A 21,736-nucleotide genomic window follows, 5' to 3' on the forward strand; every position below is an offset into this window, starting at 1 on the left:
AAACGCAGTGTACACGATAGTACATGAGTATTTCGAAGAAAATTTCCGCCCAAGATCGACCAAAAATGGACGTTTCCTGATTTAATGGGACAGCCCTGCGCCCCCACCCCCTTGTGTTCAGAAGGCGGGCTGATAAGATATAGCCTTTTGAAATTTCAAGGCTAAACCATGCACACTTCATCACTGATCATCGATCCCGTTGGCACCGTACTCAATGACGACGACAAGCAGGTTCTAGACAATCCCTTGGTCGGGGGCGTCATTTTATTTAAACACAATATTGAATCGCCGAAACAAGTCAGCGAATTGTGCGCCAGCATCAAAGCCCTACGCCCCGATCTTTTTATCTGCGTTGACCAAGAAGGCGGTCGTGTACAACGCCTACGCAACGGCTTTACTCGTCTACCCCCCATGCGAACCTTTGGCGATCTGTATGATCAAAATCCTGAACAAGCTCGTGCACTCACTGAAACTTGCGCGTGGCTGATGGCCCAGGAAGTCATGAGCGTGGGGATCGATTTTAGCTTCGCACCGGTGCTAGATTTGGACTTGGGCATCAGCAGTGTCATCGGTAATCGCGCTTTTCACAAAGACCCAAAAATCGCCGCGGAACTGGCCACCATTTTCTGCCACGGCCTGTATCAAGCCGGCACGATAGCGGTGGGCAAACACTTTCCGGGGCACGGCGGTGTTGCGCCCGATTCTCACCTAGAACACCCGGTTGACGACAGAAGCTTAGAGCAGCTGGCCGATGAACTCTATCCTTTTGAACAACTGATCAAACACGAGCTGCCAGCGATCATGCCTGCACACATCACCTTCACGAACATTGATAATACCCTGGTGACTTACTCTTCACACTGGCTACGTACTATTTTGCGCGATCAACTCGGCTTCAAAGGTGTCATCATCAGCGATGATCTGACCATGGCAGCCGCCCACGATGGCACGATGGCCGAGCGCGTGGAGCGCACCTTACAGGCTGGCAGCGATATGGTATTGATTTGTCAAAACCGCGACGCAGTGCATGAAACACTCGCCAACCCACCAAACTACACACCACGCGAAGATTTTAACCCTCAAGCCTTGAAAGGCCGGTGCCAAGTCACGTATGATGAACTGATGTTAAATCCTAACTACCAACACGCGAAAAAAACCATCAGCGAGCTCACGAGTGACTAATCACGTTATTGATCTAAGCGATTACATTCAATCGGTTTCCCCGACCATTCTCACGCTCATTGAGTGCGCCATCATCCTGTTCATGACCATGATTTTGAGCATCATTGAAGGGCTAACATTCCACCGTGTCTACCCCAAACTGAAAGCCAGCGAGAAAACCAAAAGTGACCGGATTCTTTACGCTGTGCACAAACCGCTACAGCTTATCATCTGGACACTGGGTATCACCTATACGTTTAGTACGGCCAGCGATTTACTCAATGCTTCTGCCGTCGAGAATTTCTCCGACACCATGTCTTTACTGCGCCAAGTCGTGCTTGTAGCCGCCTTCACCTGGGCTGTATTGCGCTTTATTCGCCTACTCGAAGACACACTCGTTCACTCGCCCGAGCACAGTCATCAGCACAAAAAGCGCAAGCTGGATAAAGCCACCGCCTTTGCGGTTAGTCGCCTACTACGCATCGTCACTATCTGCGCAGCACTGTTGGTTATCCTGCAAATTGCGGGTGTCAAAGTTTCAGCCCTAATCGCCTTGGGTGGTGCCGGTACCTTAATTGCCGGTCTTGCCGCACGCGAGATGCTGGCTAATTTTTTTGGCGCACTGATGATTTACACTGACCGACCCTTTTCCGTCGGCGACTGGATTCGCTCCAACGATAGAAACATCGAGGGCACGGTAGAAGAAATCGGCTGGCGATTAACGCGAGTGCGCACCTTCGACAAGCGTCCGCTGTATATTCCCAATGCCATTTTTTCTTCCATCACGGTTGAAAACCCTTCACGCATGCATAATCGTCGGATCAAAACGGTTGTGGGTATAGGCTATGAATCCGCTGACAAAATTTCTTTGGTACGCGATGGAATTGAAGACATGCTCAGAAAACATGAAGAAATCGACACCACACAAACCTTGTTTGTACGCGTCAGTGAATTCGGCCCCTCTTCGATCAATATTCAAATTTACTGCTTCACCAAAACCATAGACTGGCTCGCTTTTGAACGTATTCAAGAAGATGTTTTACTTAAAATATTAGACATTGTCAGAGACTGTGGCGCAAACATCGCCTACCCGACACAAACGCTTTATTTGAAGAACCCTCAAACTGAAAGGAGCCCACACCATGGTTGATTTAACTGACGTCCATAATATAAAAGCCAGAGGCGTCTGTTTACACACTCGCGAAGAAGTTGAAGCTGCGATCCAACGCGTTGCCGATGACATGGCTCAAGTGCTTTCGGATCAAGCCCCACTCTTTCTCACAGTGATGAACGGTGCCGTGGTTTTTGCTGGACAGTTAGCCACACGTATCAAATTCGACGCGCAATTTGATTATATTCATGCCACACGTTACCGCGGTGAAATCGAAGGGCGTGATTTGCAGTGGATTGCCAAACCTCGCGCATCCATCAAAGATCGAGTGGTCGTGATCATTGAAGACATTCTCGACACTGGTTTAACCCTCGCGGCTTGCGTAAAGTATTGCGAAGAAGAAGGCGCGAAAAAAGTTTACACTGCCGCATTGATCGACAAAGATCATCCGCGCTCAGAAGGCGGTATTCAAAAAACAGATTTCACCGGTTTGCATGTGGAAGATAAATTTCTATACGGTTACGGCCTGGATTACCAAGAGTTCTTACGTAATGAACCCGGCATTTATGCGGTAGAAACTTGAGCAGCCTGAGTTGATCCGCCTTTGCTGCGAAGCAGCTACGGCGAGAAATAACCCGAGGAAATGAAAACCCGGATTATCACCCGTCTTCGCTTGCGCTGCGACGAGGTTCAATCCATATACAGGCTACGATTTCAGTGCATCCGGTGGGATGTCTAAAATTCGTAAAGCACCGCCCATCACTTTAGAAAACACAGGGGCTGCGACAATACCGCCAAAATGCTCGCCTTTAGGGTCTCGAATCACCACCGCAACTACCAGGCGCGGATCTGATACAGGCGCAATACCCACAAACGATGACATGTGTTTTTTCTTGTTATAACCGTGCGCATTTGCAATGTACGCCGTACCCGTTTTACCCGCCACATGATAACCCGGCACAATCGCCAGTCGTCCGGTACCACCGGGCTGTACCACAGACGTTAACATTTGCTGCATTTCTTTGGCCACAGTGGCTTTCATGGCCTGCGCGCATTCAATCGGTTGTGTGCGCTTTAAAAACGTGATTGGGCAACGCTGACCATCGTTCGCAATCACACTGTAGGCTTGGGCAAGCTGTAATGGCGTAATCGAGATACCATAACCAAACGCCAGCGTAGCGAGCTCAAAGGGGCGCCAATTCGCACGATCATGCAAAATACCCGGGCTTTCGCCTGGAAAGCCACTTGTGGTGCGCCGACCAAAACCCACGCGTTGCAATAAGCTGATCAAATGCTCAGGAGGCAGATGTATTGTCATTTTTGCCACACCAACATTTGAAGACTTTTGCAACACTTGCCGCACAGTGATCACACCGTAATCCAAACCATCATCACGCACAGTATTACCATTAATTTTAATCCAGCCTGGATTAGTATCTATTTTCGAGTCGGGGGTATACCCGCCTATTTCCAAGGCATTCGCAATACTAAAGGCCTTCATCGTTGAGCCTGGTTCGTAAATATCCGTCACCGCGCGATTGCGATAACGATCATACGGTGGGCCATACGGTTGATTCGGATCAAAACTGGGGTAATTCACCATCGCCAAGACTTCACCAGTCTGCGGGTCCAGCACAACCACCGAGCCAGTTTTAGCCTGATATTTTTCAACTGTGTTTTTCAATTCACGAAACGCCAAGTATTGAATGCGCTGATTGATACTGAGCGTTAAATCCTGCCCGGGTTTAGCGGCTTTAACCTGATCAACTACCGCAACAATACGGTCAAGACGATCTTTTAAGACTTGTTTTTTACCCGGCACGCCCTCAAGCCAATGATTATACGCAAGCTCCAAACCCGCTTGACCTTTATCATCAATATTGGTGTAACCCATCACTTGCGAATCGACCTGGCCTGCGGGGTAATGGCGCTGATACTCACGCTCAGAATAAATACCCGGCAAGGCTAGCGCATCGATTTTTTTTGCAGCCTTTTCGGGCACATCGTGTTTAAGATACACGAAATAGCGTTTGCGATTTTTATGAAAAATTTTTGAAAGAGTCTCGACAGGAATACCGATAATCTTGCCGACCTGATAAAGATTTTTCCAAGTGACCGGAAAATCTTGCGGGTTCACCCAAATCGCATCGACTGGCACGCTCATCGCCAAAGGCTGGCCTTCTCGGTCTAAAATCATACCGCGGTAGGCGGGGATATTGACCGTGCGTAACATACGCACATCACCTTGCTTTTGCAGGAAATTTTTTTCGATGACTGTGAGATACACCATGCGCCCGAAAACGGCAAAAAACACCAAGGCTAGAATAGCGGCGATAATTAAAAATCGTCGGCGCTCGAAATGAATAGGTCGTCTAGGTCGTTGTTTGTGTCTCACGCAGAGATCATAACAATCTTGCCGGGTTTTGGCATCACCATCCCCATGTTTTTTGTCGCAAGGCTTGCCACATGCGTTTGAGAAGCCAATGACCCCTCTTTCACCAGTAATTGGCTCCATTGACTGTGAAGCGCAACGTATTCGGCTTGAGCCGTTTGCATATCACTCATTAAACGACGATTCATATCTTTAACATACACCATGGAAAAAGCTGAGGCCAACACCATGAGCGCCAAACCAAAAACCAACCACTGCATACGACTCAGTGAAAAGGATAAATAGCCTAAATTTATCGCTCGATGCTGTAAGGATTTAACATACGCGTTCATCAGAGTTTCTCCGCTATTCTCAATGTCGCGCTACGCGCGCGTGGGTTCAACTTAACTTCGGATTCGCTGGCACGAATGGCTTTGCCCACCAGCATTAAACGTTGTGTTTTTTCAATATCGGCTTCTTTGATCGGCAAGCCCGCTGGCAAGGCCTGAGGTGTCGCTTCACGTTTCATGAATTGCTTCACGATACGATCCTCCAAAGAATGAAAACTGATACAACACAAACGGCCACCCGGCTTTAAGCAATCAATGCTGTCACGTAAAACGGTTTCTAAATCATCCAGCTCGTTATTCACCGCAATACGCAAGGCTTGAAAAGTGCGTGTGGCTGGGTGTTTTTTGAACTCGCGCGTGGGGATGGTTTTTTCGACCAAATCTGCTAACGCTTTTGTCGTTTGCAGTGAATCTATATTTGCTTTAATAACATTCGCCAAACGCCTTGCAAAACGCTCTTCGCCGTAGTCTTTCAATACGCGCGCAAGCTCGGCTTCTTCAACCGCTTCAAGGTATTCTTTTGCCGTTTGGCCTGTGGTAGTGTTCATACGCATGTCTAGCGGTCCATCACGTAAAAAACTAAAGCCTCGTTCCGCCACATCGAGCTGAGGTGACGAAACCCCCAAATCCATCATGATCCCATCAACGCGGCCCAATATGCCTTCGCTGTTGGCGATCCGCTTAATCTCAGCAAACGAGCCATGGTGAATACTCACCTGAGGATCGTGCTCGTAACGCTCTTTGGCTGTGGCGATGGCCTCGGGGTCTTTATCGATCACGATTAAGCGACCATCCATAAGCCCTTCTCGCACACCGTGGCTATGCCCGCCCCGCCCAAACGTGGCATCGATATAAACACCACTGGGTGAGATCAATAGTCCGGTTAGCGTTTCATCGAGCAATACCGGCTTATGCATATCACAACGCCAAATCGTCTAATTGCGTTGGCAAGTCGTCAGCGCTTCCTCTCTCAGATAGCCAATCTTCGCGCTGACTTTGCCAAACCGCTTCATCCCAAATTTCAAACTTTTTACCTTGCCCCAATAAAATGGCCTTACGATCGATACTCGCGTAATCGCGCAATAACTGGGGTAACAGAATTCGGCCTTGGCGGTCCATTTCCACTTCCGTGGCATGACCTAATAACAAACGTTGAATACGGCGAGCTGCTTTATTGAAGCTCGGCAACGCTTCAATTTTCGCTTCGATGATTTCCCAGGTTGCCATGGGGTACAGCAATAAACAGCGACTTTCAGTTTCGATAGTGACGACTAATTGGCCACGAGCTTGATCATGAAGGCGCTCGCGGTAACGCCTGGGGATCGCCGCGCGTCCCTTCTCGTCGAGATTAATGGCGTTAATGCCGCGAAACATGTTCCTCTCCCCACATGTGCCTTCACTCGAAACGAGTCTAGCACAAATTCCCACAATTCACCAAATATCTCCACTTTTTTCTATAATTCGCCCCAAAGGCTAATACGACACTCAAAATTGACGAGATTGAGCAAAAAATCGAAAAACTTGCTAACTTAGCGAGCAAAAACTAGGCAATAGAAAGAGTGCGCAAGTATTCACCAAAAATTTGTCATTTTTGCTGAATAATTACAAAAGTGCTTTATAATGAGACACTAAAGAAAAGCGACAAGAAACGATATGCCCCCAGATAGTAACACCCCTTCAACAAGCCAAGCGCAAGAAGCAGTTGAGGCTCAAATTCCGGAGCTTAAAACCTATTTACTTGATACTCAGAAAGACTTACATATCGCACCTTGGCTTGTTGAGGCGTCCACCGCGGCCACGCTACAGGAACAATCTGAGAAGGCAAAACAGACGGGACAAAACAAGCTAAACAGCGCCCGCGGCTGGCTCGCTCGTCGACGATGCCGGCGTGAGCTTGAGACCATCGAGCAACGTTGGGCGTACGCACTGAAAGCTAAAAAAGACGAAGAAGCTAAAGCTGAAGCGCTTCAGAGCGAACAAGCGCGCTCCTCTACCGCGCGACTGCTAACGAGTGCAGAGGCAGCTTCTGATATTGCCTTTCGTGCGGGTGCTGGGGTGGATACGGCAAGTGTTCTCAAACCCTCAAGCGTTAGCCCCTTGACTGTAACAAGCGTGGGTGCTGGGTGGAACCTCATCGATATGCTGCTCGCATTTGCCGGGCTAGCCGATGACGCGACGCGTTATCGCGCGGCTAAAACTTCGCCTAAAAAACGACGCAACAACCTTGCCTTCGGTGTGGTTGGCGCTGTTGCGGGCGCAGCCCTAGGCGCTGTGACCATTGCAGGCCTTGTTGCCACTGCACCTATTTTAACCATACTCGTCCCAGGCGCATTTGCGCTAACCATGGTCGTTGCCGCAGGCCGCTCGCTGGCTAATTTAGGCCGAAGCATCCGAAAATCCACGCTTAACGGCTTATTGGCTGATCGAAAGGGTAGTGGTGAAAGATTATCCGCGCTTTATTTTAAGGATGCATTTAATATCAAATCCTCTGAAGAGAAAGTAAAACTCATCGATATTTACTTAAAAATGGACATACCGCTTGAAACGCGCGGTGATCTTGAACGACTGCGCAGACTGACCCTGCAGCACGAAATACTCACACGATACAAAACCGAGCCAGTATCGCTAACTCCTAAAGAAAAACAACTCGTCAACACCTTACTCAATCAACAACGAGGCAAAGTCGGCAAAAACGTGCTCGACAGTTTCATTAAACTTGGTTGGGCTGCTGGTTTTACCATCGCCTCTATTCCAGGCCTCATCCCTATCGGGGTGCTAGTCGCCTCTGCGGTGACCGCCTTCAAAGTGGTGACGGCCGTTGTCAGCTGGATGCACTCAAGTTATCACGATTGGTTAGCCAAACGCGCCAATGAAAAACTTGAAGGCCCTTTGAAAAACCAGGCCATAGAGAATGTTAAAGCGCGCTATGGTGATCATTGGCAAGCCTTATCGCCCAAGCAGCAACACGCCTTAATCGACAAAGCCATTATTCAAGCAGGCAAAGCATTGGTCGGCAGCACCGTGATGTCACGCATGGCACGCTGGTGGACGTCAACCTTGGCCAGCGCCTTCAAACCTGGGCCAACGTTGGCAGACAATGGCAAGCCCTTAACGCGTCGACAAAAATTTATCAACGCCATGAAGCGCGTCGGTCGCGTATTTGCATGCATACTCGCCGGCCCACTATTATTACTGGCCTTACCTGCTCTAGCCATTAAATCAGCCCACGAAAAACGAAAACAAGCATCTGAAAAACGAAAACAAGCAGCTAAAAACAGAGTAGCAACGCCGGTGTCTGAATCTAGCCAAGCAGATGAGAGCACTCCCTTGCTTGCTGATCAAGCTGGGCCTGCTTATTTAGCAACAGCAGCAACAACAGCCAGTCCAGCGAGCCCGCGGCTAGCGACAGATTCAGCAACAGCAGCAGATGAGCAACGGACAGGCGAAACAGCCGGTCCAACGCAGCCAGATTCAGCAACAGCCGCTGCGCAACAGCGAGCGCCTGGCGTTTACGATCATTCCGCCACAAGCACCTCTCCCCAACCAGCAGAAGCAGAAGCAGACGCAGGAGCAAAAGCAGACGCAGGAGCGCCTAGCCCACCACCCCCGGGTCAATCGCAATAATTTCCACTTCAAAAATAATATCATGCCCGGCCAGGGGATGATTAAAATCCACGGTGACTTGCTCACCCTCAATCGCACGTATTATGCCATTTAAAGGCTCGCCTTGCGGCTGTTCAAATTCAAAAATCACACCCACTTCAAGCTCAGCGTCACCAAAGCGATCTTTAGGTAGCGTCATCACACCGCGACCATCATGCTCACCAAACGCATCCATCGCTTTAATCAAAAAGCGCTCTTTCGCGCCCGCTTCCAAACCCTGTAAACGTTCTACCAAGGCAGGCTGCAAAGTACCATCATCCATCTTGACTGTGGCCGGAGTCTCGTAATGTTTTGAGCTATCGGCAACTGAGCCATCTTCTAAACGAAGCGTGTAGTGCATCGTCACTGTGGAGTCGAGTTTAATTTTCATACCGTTACCTTTCTTTAAAATTCCGAGCGCAAAAAAAAAATTTATTTCCTAAACGTATCCATCAATAAACAGAGCACGCCAATACAAATGGCGCTATCGGCCACATTAAACGCGGGCCAATGCCAGCCAGCCACATGCAGATCAATAAAGTCGATAACATAGCCGTAATACAAGCGGCTGATCAAATTACCGATTGCGCCAGCAATAATTAAAGCTGCACCACAGGCTGCCCACGTTTTTTTAGGCGGCATACGATACAAGCAAATCAGCAACACCACGGATACGGCAATCGCCAACAAAGAAAACAACCACTGCTGCCAACCATTAGCGCTATTGAGAAAACTGAAGGCCGCGCCACGGTTATACACCAAAGTGATATTAAGAAATGAAGTGACACGATACGGTAAGCCAAACAGCCAATGTGCTTTAATGTAGGCTTTAGAAACAATATCAAGCAGCAGTACCAATAAAGAAAGCGTAAACCAGCCTGATTTGCCTTTAGGCATAGTGACGCACCTCACCTTCACCTGCAATATTGCTCACACACCGCAAGCAAATATCAACATATGCCTCACTGAAACCCACATCTTCTGTGCGATGCCAGCAGCGCTCACATTTTTTCTCAGCGCAGGCTTCAACCGTGATCGACACCCCCTCTTCGAGCGACTCACCAGCCGCTTTTTTTAGCTCACAGCCTGAGGTGATCAACACAAAACGCAATTCGTCTTGTATACGCGACAGTTGTTTAAACACGGTATTATCCGCAACGATAGTCACTTTAGCTTCCAAACTGGAACCCACCACACCGTCTGCGCGAGCCTGTTCGATGGCTTTATTCACGCGATCGCGGACGGTTTTAATCAAGACCCACTCCGTCATATCCACTTCGTGGCTTGCCGGAATATCCGCATACCACTCAGACAAAAAAACTGACGTTGTTCGCTCACCGGGAATGTATTGCCAGATTTCTTCAGCGGTAAAACTTAACACTGGCGCTAACCAGCGCACCAAAGCTTCAAGCGCGTGGTACATCGCGGTTTGCGCAGAACGACGCGGCAGTCCCTCCGTTTTACCCGTGTATTGGCGATCTTTGATAATATCCAAATAGAAGCTACCCAAATCAATCGAACAAAATTGCATTAACGCTTTTTGCACTCTATGAAACTGATAGCTATCGTAAGCCTCGATAATTTCGGCCTGTGTTTCACGCGTTTTTTGCAACAACCAACGATCAAGCTCAACCATGTCTTTCTCATGCACAGATTGCGCAGGATCAAAATCATGCAAATTCGATAACAAGAAACGCGCCGTGTTACGAAGTCGGCGATAACTGTCCGATGTGCGATTTAAAATCTCATGCGAAACCGCCATATCAAAACGGAAATCCGTTGACGCGACCCACAAACGCAACACATCGGCACCCAATTGTTTAAATACGTCTTGCGGGTCAATGCCGTTACCTTGTGATTTTGACATTTTGTGGCCTTGCGCATCCACCGTGAAACCATGCGTTAACACGGCCTTATACGGCGCCTCGCCATGCATCGCACAAGACGTTAATAATGAAGTTTGAAACCAACCACGATGTTGGTCGCTACCTTCTAAATATAAATCTGCGGGACGTCGCAGCTCATCACGACGATCCAAAACGGCAAAATGTGACGAACCCGAATCAAACCACACATCTAAAATATCTTGCACGGCCTCGTAGTGCTCAGCATCGCAGCCTAGCCATTCATTGACATCAATGTCATACCAGGCTTGCACACCCGATTTCTCTACGAGCTTCGCCGCACGTTCCATAAGTTCTGCCGTATTGGGATGCAACTCACCCGTTTGCTTATGCGCAAACACCGCAATCGGCACACCCCAGGTACGTTGACGTGAAATACACCAATCAGGCCGACCATCAATCATGCTGGTAATACGTTTCTCACCAGATTCTGGCAACCAACGCACACCTTTAATGGCCTTAAGCGCATCCGCACGCAAGCCTTTTTTCTCCATGCTAATAAACCATTGCGGTGTCGCACGGAACAATAAGGCTGATTTATGGCGCCAACAATGCGGGTAAGAATGCGTGAGCTTGTCTTCATGCAATAACACGCCCTTTTCTCTGAGCAAATCCACAATCATCGCATTGGCTTTTAAAATATGCTGGCCGCCCAGCAAAGGCGTATCATCATAGTACACACCGTTTTCATTCACGGGGTTATTCACCGACAAACCATATTGCAAACCCACACGGTAATCATCCTCACCGTGACCGGGAGCCGTGTGCACCGCACCGGTACCCGCCTCTGTCGTGACATGTTCACCTAAAATAATCGGCACAATTTTTTCATACAAGGGATGATGAGCCTGCACATTTTCAAGCGTCTGCCCTTTGAAGCGATGCACCACTTCGTAGTGATCGATACCATAACGCTGCATAACATGGCTTAATAAATCTTCAGCGACAATCAACGCTTCATCATTAAATTCGACCAGCACATAATCCAACTCTGCGTGCACGCACACGGCTTCATTGGCAGGCAGTGTCCAAGGCGTGGTTGTCCAAATCGGAATGGACACGCGCGCTTTATCGCTTTTAGCACCGATGTTATAAAACAAAGCCTCAGGTTCAACCAAGACAAAACGCACATCAATTTGCGTGGAGGTTTTGTCTTTGTATTCCACTTCTGCTTCCGCCAGAGCAGAAGCACAATCCAAACACCAATGCACGGGTTTAAAACCGGATTGCAAATGCCCTTTTTGCACCATCACACTCAAAGCACGAATCGTGTCGGCCTCGTACTGGTAACTCATGGTTAGATACGGTTGTTGCCAATCGGCCAATACGCCCAAGCGCTCAAACGCTATTTTTTGCAGGGCAATTTGCTTATCCGCATACTCACGACACGCTAAACGAAAATCACGCGGTGAAATTTTCTGGCCCGCACGACCTTTCTTTTTCTCCACGTTAAGCTCAATCGGTAAGCCGTGACAATCCCAGCCCGGCACCAGGGGTGCATCGTACCCGCTGAGTAATTTGGATTTCACCACAAAATCTTTCAAGGCCATATTCAAAGCATGACCTAAATGAATCGCACCATTGGCGTACGGTGGGCCATGGTGCAAAATGAACTGCGGTTTGCCTTTGGCTTGATGACGTGTTTGGCGATACAAATCCATCGCCTGCCAATGCGCCAAGGTCTGTGGCTCACGTTGTGCGAGATTCGCCTTCATGGGAAACGGTGTTTGGGGTAAATTCAATGTGTCTTTATAATTACTCATGCTCTGCCTCAAAATACGCGCGCGTGTCAGCCACATCTTGCGCCATTTGTGTTTTTAATGCCTCTAAACTCTTAAAATGCTCTTCATCACGAAGCTTATGCAAAAACTCCACAATCAAATGCTTGCCATAAATATCACGATCAAAATCCAAAAGGTGCACTTCCAGCCACTCACCCTCACCTTCAACCGCAGGCCGCACACCGATACTTGCAGCGCCCATTAATGGCGACTCGGGCAAGCCATAGACACGCGTGACATAAATACCACGCAAAGGACACACCAAGCGATTCGGGGCAATATTCGCTGTAGGGCAGCCAAGCTTTCGCCCCAGTTGCTGACCCCGCACCACCTCACCTTGCATGGTGTACGCTCGGCCCAACATTGCCTTGGCTTGTGCAAAATCACCGCGTGCCAAAGCCTCGCGCACCAAGGTGCTGCTCACCCGTGCTTCATTGACAGCATGATCGTCAAACACGGCAATCTCAAAAGGTGCATGCTCTCGTAAGTAGGCGACATTCCCTTCACGGTTTGCGCCAAAATGAAAATCCCGCCCGGTCAAAAGATACTGCGTGCCTAATTTTTTCACCAAGAAGTCATCAATAAAGGCTTGCGCCGTTTGTTTGGCCATCTCCAGTGAAAAGGGTAAAACCACCACGCATTCAACGCCCAGCTTTTCAAGCTGCTCGGTCTTTTCATCCAAGGTTAACAAACGCGCTGGTGCCTTGTCCGGCAAAAAGACTTCCAAAGGCTGCGGCTCAAAGATCACCACCGTGGGCACTAGACTACGCGTTTTGGCCTCACTCACTAGATGCACAAGCAAATGTTGATGGCCTAAATGCAGGCCATCGAAATTACCCACCGTCACAGCCGTGTTTTTGCTTATGATTTGATCGATTTTAGTGCAAACCTGCATGACTCAACGCGCCCAGTCAAAAGGCGACAGTATACCGCCAAGCCCACAAGCCCGCAATTTATGCGACTAAAAATTCCAACCTCGGCTCGTTACCTGATTAAAAAGCTAGCGGGGTTGACTTGAAGTCGATCCAAGCCTAAAATTAGTCCAACTTCTGTGTTACTCAACACTCTCAGCGAACCACCAGCAGACGCTTAAATCCATTTATCAGCTTTTTTACAACTCACTGTTTTTGTCGAAAAAACCACTGAAGTCATCAACACCATCTAGAATAAACAATAATGAGGTCCGTTTATGAAAACACTGCAAACCCTATTACTCTCGACTTTGATACTCGCTTCTTTGACGACAGCAAGCTTTGCCAGCCCTCTACACACAGCCTACCTGGTTGCACCTTTACCCAGCTACCAGACAGATCACTGGGAAGTTTCTATACCCGGATGGTACTTGCATAATCAACATCTACAAGCAGGCAATATCCAAAACATCAGCATGCTTTACAAACCCGACAGTGGCATAGTCATCATCAGTATTTTTATCGCCGGCGTCACCACAGGCGATAATCTCACAGAAATCGGCCAAGTGGGTAAAATTCATAATTTGGAAATGCCAAGCAACGCCTGGCAGCAAGATAGCGACGGTAATTACGTCTGCAAAGCCAGTGCTGCCCAAGGCTTAACGAATTTTTGCCCACTACCGAGCAATTAATCAAACAGCATCGTCAAAGGGAAAGCAAACACGGGCGATCATCCCGGAAAATTTCAACCCAGGCTGCGCAAGACAATCACTGCACAACTGCATACGGATAATACTTCGCTTCCCAACGCACCACACGAATCGCGTGATCCACATCACACGCATCTGCCTCGCCATCTTTGATGGCTTGCTCAGCCACGGCTTTGGCAATGTGCAAACTCACATCACGCGCATCGTTAATGTCCGGCAAGACCGGGGCCGATTTGTCTTTTCTCGCCGGCGATAATTCACTTAAGGCTTGGCAAGCCGCCCAAATCATATTATCAGTCATGTGTTTGGCTTTCACCGCGATAGCGCCCAAACCTAAGCCTGGAAAGACAAAAGCATTATTGCTTTGTGAAATACGAATGAGGCGATCACCCATTTTAACAGCGTCGAACGGGCTGCCGGTGGCCACAATGGCTTTCCCATCGCATAACTCGAGTATGCGTTTAGGCTCGGCCTCTGACAAGGGTGTGGGATTTGAGAGTGGGAAAATAATCGGGTGAGCATTGTTCGCCGCCATGGCGTTAATCACATCATCACTGAATGCGCCGTGCACGCCCGATGCGCCAATCAAAATGGTCGCCTTAGAGTGCTGCACCGCTTCCAGTAAGCTAATTGACTGCCAGTTGCTCACACCCCAAGCCTCCACCTCTTGACGAGATTTTGCGTACGGGGCCTGGAAATCTTGTATATCGTCCATGCCGTCAACCAACAAACCCGGACGATCGATCAAATAAATTCGCGCCCTGGCCTCTTCTTCCGACAAACCCTCACGCATCATCGCCGCACAGTATTGATCAGCAATACCGCAACCGGCTGTTCCCGCGCCAAAAAACACAATGCGCTGATCTGCCATCACCTCGCCTTTGGCCAATATCGCTGACAAACCACAGGCCAAGGCCGTCGCACCTGTACCCTGCATATCATCGTTAAAGGTGAGTAAATGCGGGCGCCAGCGCTCCAAGTTCTTGCGTGCATTACTGCGACCGAAATCTTCCCAGTGCAAATACACCTTAGGAAATTTTTTCATCACCGCTTTCACAAAACTGTCGATAAAATCATCATAAGCCTTACCCGTGATACGTTTTTGGCGCAAGCCCAAATACATCGGATCATCTAAAAGCTTCTGATTATTCGTGCCCACATCCAGCTGAATGGGCAACACGCGGTGCGGATTAATGCCTGCGCAAAGCGTATACACCATAAGCTTACCAATCGCGATATCCATACCCCCTATGCCCTGATCACCAATGCCGAGCACGCCCTCACCGTCAGTCACTAAAATCAAATCAATTTCAGGGTTCACGCGATTATCGAGCATCTCTTCAATGCGATCTTTATTTTCGCAACTGATAAACAAACCACGAGGCACTCGCATCTCTAGGCTAAATTTTTCAACCGCTTCACCAATCGTTGGCGTATAAACAATCGGCAGCATTTCTTCTAGGTGCTGGCCGACCAAAGCATAGAACAAGGTTTCATTTTTTTCGTGAACCTGATTGAGATAAATATTTTTAGCCAAATCCGTTTTGATTTCTGAAAATTGCTGATAATGACGATCCACCTGCTCTTGCAAGGTTTCGACAGCATCCGGCAACTTACCCAACAAACCCAAGGCTTCACGCTCTTTTAAGGTAAAAGCATTACCCTTATTCAGCTTAGGCGCGGATAACAAACGCTTACCCACCATATCCTTGTGAAGCTCAACATGCGTAATATCACCCGCATCATTACGAATCAAATTAAACTGCAACATAAATCCTCCGTGATTCTAAAGTGTATCCTGTAAATTCAAACAACCCACCCCGGCTTTACGCAAGCTTAATAGCCTGCCTGCGCCAACTGATCAAGCTGCTTGCTCGCCACACGAGCAGCCGGCGTATCCGGATATTGCTTAATCAATGTGTTAAAGGTTTTCTTCGCGCTCACATAATCCTGATTACTCATGGCCAGCATGCCGAGTTTGAGCATAGCGTCTTGCACCTTGCCCGATTTCGGGTAGTTGCTCACCACAGTCGTGAAAGCATCATTGGCTTTTTGATTATCGCCAGAAATCATATACAACTCGCCCAACCAGTAATAAGCGTTCGCAGCATACTGACCTGCTGGGTATTGCGACAAATAAGCATTCATACCTTTAATAGCGGCTGAGTAGTTTTTACTGTCGATTTGAGCTTTTGCCGCTTCGTAAAGCTGCGCCTCTTTACTGGCAGGTGCAGAAGCTTTCGTTGAATCACCGGCATTGGCGGTTTGCGAAGGCGCAGCAGCGCTCGAGCTTGCGGCAGCTTTATTAGCAGCCACCATTTGTTGCTCTTCGTTATGTGACAAGGCCGGACTCATCATCTGACTGATGGAGCTGCTCAAGCCCTCATCAACAGACTCGTTTGTGCTTGTGGGAGTATTTAAGGCCGCCGTGTCGGAACTCACTTGCTCACTCGACAAACTTGGCAAAGTTTTACCTGTCAGAGACTGCACTGCAGTTTGCAAGGCTTGGATTTCATGCCCCTGCATTTCGACCATGCCGCGAAGGTCTTGTACACTTTGAGACAACTGCGCAATTTGTTGCGGCAAGTTCATTTGTATCAAGTTCTCGGCTTGCTGTTGTAAAACGCTCGATGTCACAGCTGAATGATTGCTAGCCGATACTGACGAAACCGGCGCATCCGCCAAAGCTAATACGGGCAACATGGCCACAATCAAGACCAACACTTTTCTCATAAGAGACTCCAGAAAAATAACCACTGATCGAACTTTAGCGTGAAGCGCTTAAAAGCACAACCTCGCAGCCCGTCACAGGCTGATCGGGCATGCTGTAGCTGCCGCCAAAACTCTCAAGTTTGATACGCGACATTTCCACACCCTGCACCGCCAAATTATTGGCAACCGCTTGCGCACGTTGATACGACTGAGCCACATTCACCGCCTCACTACCGTCCGCAGGCGTAATGCTTTGAAGCACAATCGGTGATTTATCGCCCAAAAGATCTTGTGCAATCGTGCTTAGCTGCTGATTCGCCGCTTTCGATAACAACACGGTCTGGCATGAAAAAGGAATAATGGCTTTGACATGGTAATTCCACTGCCCTGACTTCGGCGCGGGCAAGCTCGCGGCTGCCGGCTCATTCGGGTTTTGACTTCGAGAACACGCCGCAAGTAACACAGCCGTGAGCACGATAAAAAGACAACGCATGATGACTCTCCTCATGACCAAGACCACACAGGGTAACGCAAATCACCATCCAGCGCAGGTAGCAGCACTTGATGCGCGCTGTCTAAGCTGGTTAGCACCAAACGACGCTGTCCGTTGATCATTCGACCATACACCATCATGTGAGCATTCGGCGATAACGTGCCCGGAAAGATTTGACCCTTGGCGCTTACCGATTCTGACTCACCACCTTTAAACCGCATGATTTGGTAATCACTGCCGTTTCTTTGCAAATAAACCAAAGTGCCCGCACGATAATCCGGCGCCATGGTGGCATCGCCATCAAAACTGACACGCGAAAAGGCCTGTGTCGCACTGTTGCAACGATACACTTGCGGCGAACCACCTGACGTAGAGGTCAGATAAAACGATTGCGCATTCAAAGGCACCGCCGATGTTTTGACTGACAAACCTTGAGTCACAGCTGCCAAGGCACCAGAGGCAAGGTTTAAAGCATAAATATTCACACCAGCCTCTCTGGCCAAGCTCATATACACAGTCTTACCATCGGCACTAAAACGCGGCGCAATATTCACCCCGGGAAACTGCGTAAGTACACGTAAACTTTTATTTTTCAAATCATCCAAATACACCGCCGAGCGGCCTAAGTTATAAGCCACAAATACGAGACTAGAGCCATCAGGGGACCAGGCCGGTGTTAAAATCGGTTCTGGCGAAGTGTAAACAATGCTAGCATTCTGCCCATCATAGTCTGATACCATCAATTGAAACTGCACTCGATTGCCATCCAAGTGTTTGACTGAAACAAAGGCCAAGCGCGACAAAAACGGTCCCTTTTCGCCTAAAAGTTTTTGATAGATTTGGTTGCTAATACGATGTGCGGTAGTGCGCAAGTCAGCCTGCGAAACTAAAAACTGACCTTCTGCCAAGACGGTACCGCTATCCACACCAAAAGCCGCTTGGTTATCTTGGGCTTTCTCACTTGGATTTGTGTACGCCGCCGTTAAGACATACTCCACCTGATACTGATTATTACCCTGCGCACTGACTTGGCCGCGCAACACGGCATTCACTTTTTCTTGCTGCCAAAATATATCTGTGGCCGGGGCTTTGCCATCAACACGCATCACATCAAACTGGCCAGAGTTTTCTAAATCATCAGCAATAATACTGGAAAGATCGCCAGTTTTAACCGAACCTTGTGCAACAAAATGTTCAACACCAATCGGCAAAGCGCCATGCACCCCTTTAGTGACTTGCAAACTCACATCAGCCAGCGCGACCACTGGCAAGCAACACAATAGCACAATCCAATAACGCTTCATGCGCCCACCACCCCTTCAGGCTTTAATGTAATGGTTATGGTTCGAAATTCTTTCAACAGAATCGGCGATGATGGGACAGGCAAAGGCGAAGCCTTTAACACGGCTGTCACGGCTGAGCGATCCAACACCGGGTCACCGCTGGATTGCATCACCTTCACCGATTGAACTTTACCATAAGGATCCAGCGTTAAGGCCAGTGTACAGCTCATGGTTTTTTTCGCATTCGGTGGCAATAACCACTGACGTTCTATGGCATTTTCGATCAAGGTTTTAAACTTCGCGATTTGGTTATCAAACTTTTGCTGTTCTAAGGCGCGTTTTTTCGCCTGCTCTTCATACAACTTGGCCTCAAGTTTTGCACGCTCTGCCTGACTCAAGGATTGTTTCAACTGCGCCTGTGTTTCACTGAGCTCTTGCTCGACCAAAGCTTTGTTTTTCGACAGCGCTGCACTTTGAGATTTTAGCGTATTCAGTGCACTTTCCGCTTTTTGCTTAAGCAAGGCCAGGCGTGCCAAATTCGCATTAGCCTGGGCTTGTTGCTCTTTGGTTTTACTCAAGGTACTTTTCGCTTGTTGCGCCTGCTGTTGCAGCTGATTTTTCCAATCAAGTTGGGCTTGCTTCTCAGCTTGACGCTGCGCTTTAATCGCATGAATCTGTTGTTCCACATCCGCTTGATTCACCGCCACGGCCTGCACAATTTTAGGCTCAGCTTCAAGCTGTTGCTTTTTTTGCGACTGATGTTGATACAGCACACCGGCCGCACCACCTAACAATAAAAGAATCACAACCGCGTTAACAATTAACGACAAGATCAATGAAAAACCGGTTTTGCGTTTACGTGCTTGGAACATCATCAGGTGTCCTTGTTAGCAAACCCACTGATGGTGCACCCGCTTTTTGCAGGAGGGCCATCGCTTCCACCACCTTGCCATAGCTGACGGACTGATCGCCTTTAACAAACACCGGTCGAGGCGTATTTTGTTCTCGATCTACCGCTAACTCTGCCGCCACCAGATTCACCAGATTTTCCGCAGAAATTGGCGTTGTTGGCGTGGGCGACACATTCACATAAAAATGCCCCACGCGATCAACGGAGACCACGATTGGCACATGCTGTTTCAAAGGAATCACCTTGGCTTTTGCATTGGGTAAGTTGACATGAATGCCTTGTGTCATCAGTGGCGCGGTGATCATAAAAATCACGAGCAAGACCAACATCACATCGATGTAGGGCACCACATTGATTTGTGACATGAACCGTCGCGTGCGACGATTACGCCTCATGTTCGACCGCATCGCTCTTCTCACCTTGCGTTTGTTTACGCGTTAATAAACTGACAAATTCATCTTGAAAAATATCAAAGCGGTGAACAATTTGATCGACCATGGCCGCGTAGCGATTATAAAACACGACAGCAGGAATCGCTGCGAACAAGCCGAGTGCTGTGGCAATCAACGCTTCAGAAATGCCGGGCGCTACCATCGAAATCGTGACTTGCTCTGCACCGCCCAAAGAATGAAAAGACATCATAATGCCCCAGACCGTACCGAACAAACCAATATAAGGACTGACTGAACCAATGGTCGCCAACATCGGCAAGTTTGCCTCTAGCTCTTCTTCTTCATAGCTTGCGTGCACACGCATCATGCGCATCACACAGTCCATTTTTTCCGCATGCGACAAATTTTCATGCTCGATACGTTGCCACTCTTTAAAACCTTCACGAAAGATCAACGCAAGGGCTTGCGTTTTTTTCGGTTTTTTATCGATGAGCGCCAAGAGATCATCGAAATTAGCTTGCTTTAAAATTTGACGCTCGAAACGGCGGTTCGCACGTTTAGCGCGACCCAGCGCAAACCAGCGCTGAAAAATAATCGTCCACGAAATAATCGATGCGACGACCAAAATCAACAAAACCAACTGAACCACTAAGCTCGATGTATTTAAATAATGGGAAAACGGTTGCTGCCAAGTCACGATAACCCCCTGCTTCGGCTATTGCAAAACAGTATCACCGAGGCTTCGTAAAATCAAACGGAGAATGAGGCATAAAAACAGCCTAGCCGCTGTGTTTGAGCGTTAGCCTTTCAAGGCTGTGTGGGCAGAAAGCCGAACCCAGAGCCGCCAGGGATGGCTTTACGGCGTCCTTGAAAGGCTAATGCTTAAATACAAAAAGGATAGGCGGCATTCAGAAAAAGTAGTGAACCCGTATTATCGAACTTATACCCTAAAGCAACTCGGCTCCGCGCTTAGGCGCATCCAAGCCCAAATGCGCGTAGGCGCGCGCGGTGACCACACGCCCTCTTGGAGTGCGCATCATAAAACCTTGCTGAATCAAATACGGCTCGATCACATCCTCGATGGTGCCGCGCTCTTCACCAATAGCCGCCGCCATACTCTCGACGCCCACGGGGCCGCCGTCGAATTTATGGATCACGGCTTCCAAGATCTTGCGATCCATCACATCAAAACCTTCCTGGTCAACCTTGAGCATATCCAAGGCCGCTTTAGCCACTGCCTCACAGACTTCGCCATTGGCTTTGACTTCCGCGTAATCACGCACACGGCGCAGTAAGCGATTAGCGATGCGCGGTGTGCCGCGCGAACGACGTGCCACTTCGTGCGCACCACCTTCATCCATGGTCATCTTCAATAAATGCGCCGAGCGTTTGACGATATCCGCCAAATCGCTCGCTGAATAAAATTCCAAGCGGTGCACGATACCAAAGCGATCGCGCAAAGGTGACGTTAAGTTGCCCGCTTTTGTGGTTGCGCCCACCAAGGTGAATGAAGGCAGCTCAAGTTTGATCGAACGCGCCGCAGGCCCCTCGCCGATCATGATATCCAACTGACAATCTTCCATGGCAGGGTATAAAATCTCTTCGATCACGGGGCTTAAGCGGTGAATTTCGTCGATAAATAAAACATCACCTTTTTCCAAATTGGTCAAAAGCGCGGCCAAGTCGCCAGCTTTTTCAAGCACCGGCCCAGATGTTTGGCGAAGGCTCACCCCCATTTCATACGCGATAATATGTGCGAGCGTGGTTTTGCCCAAACCCGGCGGGCCAAAAATCAAAACATGGTCTAAGGAGTCGCCGCGCTTTCTCGCCGCCTCGATAAAAATACCGAGCTGCTCGGCCACCTCAGGCTGGCCGCGGTAATCGCATAAGCGCTTGGGCCGAATGGCGCGATCCACCACTTCGTCGTCTGGGCTAAGCTCGGCTGTGATAAGTCGGTCTGATTCAATCATAAAAAATCCGCTAAACTTGAGCTAGTTTAGCGGAT

The 21,736-nt window shown here is 48.8% G+C and carries 21 protein-coding genes; 5 read left to right on the plus strand and 16 right to left on the minus strand.

The features are described 5' to 3' along the window. Positions 1-168 precede the first annotated feature (168 nt). The 3 genes from COV52_01340 to COV52_01350 are packed head-to-tail and all read left to right on the plus strand — an operon-like array spanning position 169 to position 2,855. The gene (locus COV52_01340; GenBank protein ID PIR11899.1) at positions 169-1,182 is read left to right on the plus strand and encodes a beta-N-acetylhexosaminidase; all 1,014 of its coding nucleotides are present in this window, start codon (positions 169-171) and stop codon (positions 1,180-1,182) included. Beyond that, positions 1,175-2,311, plus strand: coding sequence for a mechanosensitive ion channel protein MscS (locus COV52_01345; protein ID PIR11900.1), 1,137 nt, complete (start codon positions 1,175-1,177; stop codon positions 2,309-2,311). Before COV52_01340 ends, COV52_01345 begins: the two co-directional genes overlap by 8 nt. Beyond that, the gene (locus COV52_01350; protein PIR11901.1) at positions 2,304-2,855 is read left to right on the plus strand and encodes a hypoxanthine-guanine phosphoribosyltransferase; all 552 of its coding nucleotides are present in this window, start codon (positions 2,304-2,306) and stop codon (positions 2,853-2,855) included. The genes COV52_01345 and COV52_01350 overlap by 8 nt, the downstream gene beginning before the upstream one ends. 123 nt (positions 2,856-2,978) lie before the next feature. Here COV52_01350 and COV52_01355 read toward each other — a convergent pair whose 3' ends face one another. The 4 genes from COV52_01355 to COV52_01370 all read right to left on the minus strand — a co-directional run bounded on the left by COV52_01355 (position 2,979) and on the right by COV52_01370 (position 6,367). Next, positions 2,979-4,562 (minus strand): cell division protein, encoded by a 1,584-nt coding sequence (locus tag COV52_01355; GenBank protein PIR11941.1) that lies wholly within the window; start codon positions 4,560-4,562, stop codon positions 2,979-2,981. Positions 4,563-4,663: 101 nt separating this feature from the next. Beyond that, positions 4,664-4,996, minus strand: coding sequence for a cell division protein FtsL (ftsL, locus tag COV52_01360; GenBank protein ID PIR11902.1), 333 nt, complete (start codon positions 4,994-4,996; stop codon positions 4,664-4,666). Further along, complete coding sequence (locus COV52_01365; protein PIR11903.1) at positions 4,996-5,910, minus strand: 16S rRNA (cytosine(1402)-N(4))-methyltransferase; 915 nt, start codon at positions 5,908-5,910, stop codon at positions 4,996-4,998. The genes ftsL and COV52_01365 overlap by 1 nt, the downstream gene beginning before the upstream one ends. Position 5,911: 1 nt before the next feature. Beyond that, positions 5,912-6,367, minus strand: a complete 456-nt coding sequence (locus COV52_01370; GenBank protein ID PIR11904.1) for a cell division/cell wall cluster transcriptional repressor MraZ — start codon at positions 6,365-6,367, stop codon at positions 5,912-5,914. A 279-nt stretch (positions 6,368-6,646) separates the two neighbouring features. On the opposite strand from COV52_01370, the gene COV52_01375 reads away from it, so the two are divergent. Next, positions 6,647-8,617: a hypothetical protein gene (locus COV52_01375; GenBank protein ID PIR11905.1), complete on the plus strand. Its 1,971-nt coding sequence runs from the start codon at positions 6,647-6,649 to the stop codon at positions 8,615-8,617. Here COV52_01375 and COV52_01380 read toward each other — a convergent pair. Genes COV52_01380 through COV52_01395 form a run of 4 tightly spaced genes read right to left on the minus strand, consistent with a single transcriptional unit; the run spans position 8,586 to position 13,215 of the window. Further along, positions 8,586-9,026, minus strand: coding sequence for a peptidylprolyl isomerase (locus COV52_01380; protein PIR11906.1), 441 nt, complete (start codon positions 9,024-9,026; stop codon positions 8,586-8,588). The genes COV52_01375 and COV52_01380 overlap by 32 nt on opposite strands. A 41-nt stretch (positions 9,027-9,067) precedes the next feature. After that, positions 9,068-9,532: a signal peptidase II gene (locus tag COV52_01385; protein ID PIR11907.1), complete on the minus strand. Its 465-nt coding sequence runs from the start codon at positions 9,530-9,532 to the stop codon at positions 9,068-9,070. After that, positions 9,525-12,302, minus strand: coding sequence for an isoleucine--tRNA ligase (locus COV52_01390; GenBank protein PIR11908.1), 2,778 nt, complete (start codon positions 12,300-12,302; stop codon positions 9,525-9,527). The genes COV52_01385 and COV52_01390 overlap by 8 nt, the downstream gene beginning before the upstream one ends. Then, the gene (locus COV52_01395; protein ID PIR11909.1) at positions 12,295-13,215 is read right to left on the minus strand and encodes a bifunctional riboflavin kinase/FMN adenylyltransferase; all 921 of its coding nucleotides are present in this window, start codon (positions 13,213-13,215) and stop codon (positions 12,295-12,297) included. Before COV52_01395 ends, COV52_01390 begins: the two co-directional genes overlap by 8 nt. A gap of 294 nt (positions 13,216-13,509) precedes the next feature. Here COV52_01395 and COV52_01400 point away from each other — a divergent pair, with 294 nt between their 5' ends. Beyond that, positions 13,510-13,923, plus strand: a complete 414-nt coding sequence (locus COV52_01400) for a hypothetical protein (protein PIR11910.1) — start codon at positions 13,510-13,512, stop codon at positions 13,921-13,923. A 76-nt stretch (positions 13,924-13,999) separates the two neighbouring features. Here the strand turns inward: COV52_01400 and COV52_01405 are convergent, their stop codons facing one another. The 8 genes from COV52_01405 to COV52_01440 form a co-directional block, all read right to left on the minus strand. After that, positions 14,000-15,712 carry an NAD-dependent malic enzyme gene (locus tag COV52_01405; GenBank protein PIR11911.1) on the minus strand — a complete coding sequence of 571 codons (1,713 nt, stop codon included), beginning with the start codon at positions 15,710-15,712 and terminating at the stop codon, positions 14,000-14,002. A 65-nt stretch (positions 15,713-15,777) separates the two neighbouring features. Continuing rightward, positions 15,778-16,674 carry a tol-pal system protein YbgF gene (ygbF, locus tag COV52_01410; protein ID PIR11912.1) on the minus strand — a complete coding sequence of 299 codons (897 nt, stop codon included), beginning with the start codon at positions 16,672-16,674 and terminating at the stop codon, positions 15,778-15,780. Between the two features lie 34 nt (positions 16,675-16,708). Next, a complete protein-coding gene (locus tag COV52_01415) occupies positions 16,709-17,161 on the minus strand; it encodes a hypothetical protein (protein ID PIR11913.1) in 453 nt (150 codons plus the stop codon). Then, positions 17,158-18,450, minus strand: coding sequence for a hypothetical protein (locus tag COV52_01420; protein ID PIR11914.1), 1,293 nt, complete (start codon positions 18,448-18,450; stop codon positions 17,158-17,160). Before COV52_01420 ends, COV52_01415 begins: the two co-directional genes overlap by 4 nt. Then, a complete protein-coding gene (gene tolA, locus COV52_01425) occupies positions 18,447-19,304 on the minus strand; it encodes a protein TolA (GenBank protein PIR11915.1) in 858 nt (285 codons plus the stop codon). The genes COV52_01420 and tolA overlap by 4 nt, the downstream gene beginning before the upstream one ends. Next, positions 19,285-19,734, minus strand: a complete 450-nt coding sequence (gene tolR / locus COV52_01430) for a protein TolR (GenBank protein PIR11916.1) — start codon at positions 19,732-19,734, stop codon at positions 19,285-19,287. The genes tolA and tolR overlap by 20 nt, the downstream gene beginning before the upstream one ends. After that, a complete protein-coding gene (gene tolQ, locus COV52_01435; GenBank protein ID PIR11917.1) occupies positions 19,724-20,428 on the minus strand; it encodes a protein TolQ in 705 nt (234 codons plus the stop codon). The genes tolR and tolQ overlap by 11 nt, the downstream gene beginning before the upstream one ends. 250 nt (positions 20,429-20,678) lie before the next feature. Next, a complete protein-coding gene (locus tag COV52_01440) occupies positions 20,679-21,701 on the minus strand; it encodes a Holliday junction branch migration DNA helicase RuvB (protein ID PIR11918.1) in 1,023 nt (340 codons plus the stop codon). Positions 21,702-21,736: the final 35 nt, after the last annotated feature.

This window comes from Gammaproteobacteria bacterium CG11_big_fil_rev_8_21_14_0_20_46_22, from assembly GCA_002796245.1.
In the GTDB taxonomy this organism is placed as follows: Bacteria; Pseudomonadota; Gammaproteobacteria; order UBA12402; family UBA12402; genus 1-14-0-20-46-22.

Coding starts and splice junctions, on each gene's coding strand:
- COV52_01340 (PIR11899.1), top strand. CDS start 169: ATGCACACTTCATCACTGATCATCGATCCCGTTGGCACCGTACTCAAT.
- COV52_01350 (PIR11901.1), top strand. CDS start 2,304: ATGGTTGATTTAACTGACGTCCATAATATAAAAGCCAGAGGCGTCTGT.
- COV52_01355 (PIR11941.1), bottom strand. CDS start 4,562: ATGGTGTATCTCACAGTCATCGAAAAAAATTTCCTGCAAAAGCAAGGT.
- ftsL (PIR11902.1), bottom strand. CDS start 4,996: ATGAACGCGTATGTTAAATCCTTACAGCATCGAGCGATAAATTTAGGC.
- COV52_01365 (PIR11903.1), bottom strand. CDS start 5,910: ATGCATAAGCCGGTATTGCTCGATGAAACGCTAACCGGACTATTGATC.
- COV52_01370 (PIR11904.1), bottom strand. CDS start 6,367: ATGTTTCGCGGCATTAACGCCATTAATCTCGACGAGAAGGGACGCGCG.
- COV52_01375 (PIR11905.1), top strand. CDS start 6,647: ATGCCCCCAGATAGTAACACCCCTTCAACAAGCCAAGCGCAAGAAGCA.
- COV52_01380 (PIR11906.1), bottom strand. CDS start 9,026: ATGAAAATTAAACTCGACTCCACAGTGACGATGCACTACACGCTTCGT.
- COV52_01385 (PIR11907.1), bottom strand. CDS start 9,532: ATGCCTAAAGGCAAATCAGGCTGGTTTACGCTTTCTTTATTGGTACTG.
- COV52_01390 (PIR11908.1), bottom strand. CDS start 12,302: ATGAGTAATTATAAAGACACATTGAATTTACCCCAAACACCGTTTCCC.
- COV52_01395 (PIR11909.1), bottom strand. CDS start 13,215: ATGCAGGTTTGCACTAAAATCGATCAAATCATAAGCAAAAACACGGCT.
- COV52_01400 (PIR11910.1), top strand. CDS start 13,510: ATGAAAACACTGCAAACCCTATTACTCTCGACTTTGATACTCGCTTCT.
- COV52_01405 (PIR11911.1), bottom strand. CDS start 15,712: ATGTTGCAGTTTAATTTGATTCGTAATGATGCGGGTGATATTACGCAT.
- ygbF (PIR11912.1), bottom strand. CDS start 16,674: ATGAGAAAAGTGTTGGTCTTGATTGTGGCCATGTTGCCCGTATTAGCT.
- COV52_01415 (PIR11913.1), bottom strand. CDS start 17,161: ATGAGGAGAGTCATCATGCGTTGTCTTTTTATCGTGCTCACGGCTGTG.
- COV52_01420 (PIR11914.1), bottom strand. CDS start 18,450: ATGAAGCGTTATTGGATTGTGCTATTGTGTTGCTTGCCAGTGGTCGCG.
- tolA (PIR11915.1), bottom strand. CDS start 19,304: ATGATGTTCCAAGCACGTAAACGCAAAACCGGTTTTTCATTGATCTTG.
- tolR (PIR11916.1), bottom strand. CDS start 19,734: ATGAGGCGTAATCGTCGCACGCGACGGTTCATGTCACAAATCAATGTG.
- COV52_01440 (PIR11918.1), bottom strand. CDS start 21,701: ATGATTGAATCAGACCGACTTATCACAGCCGAGCTTAGCCCAGACGAC.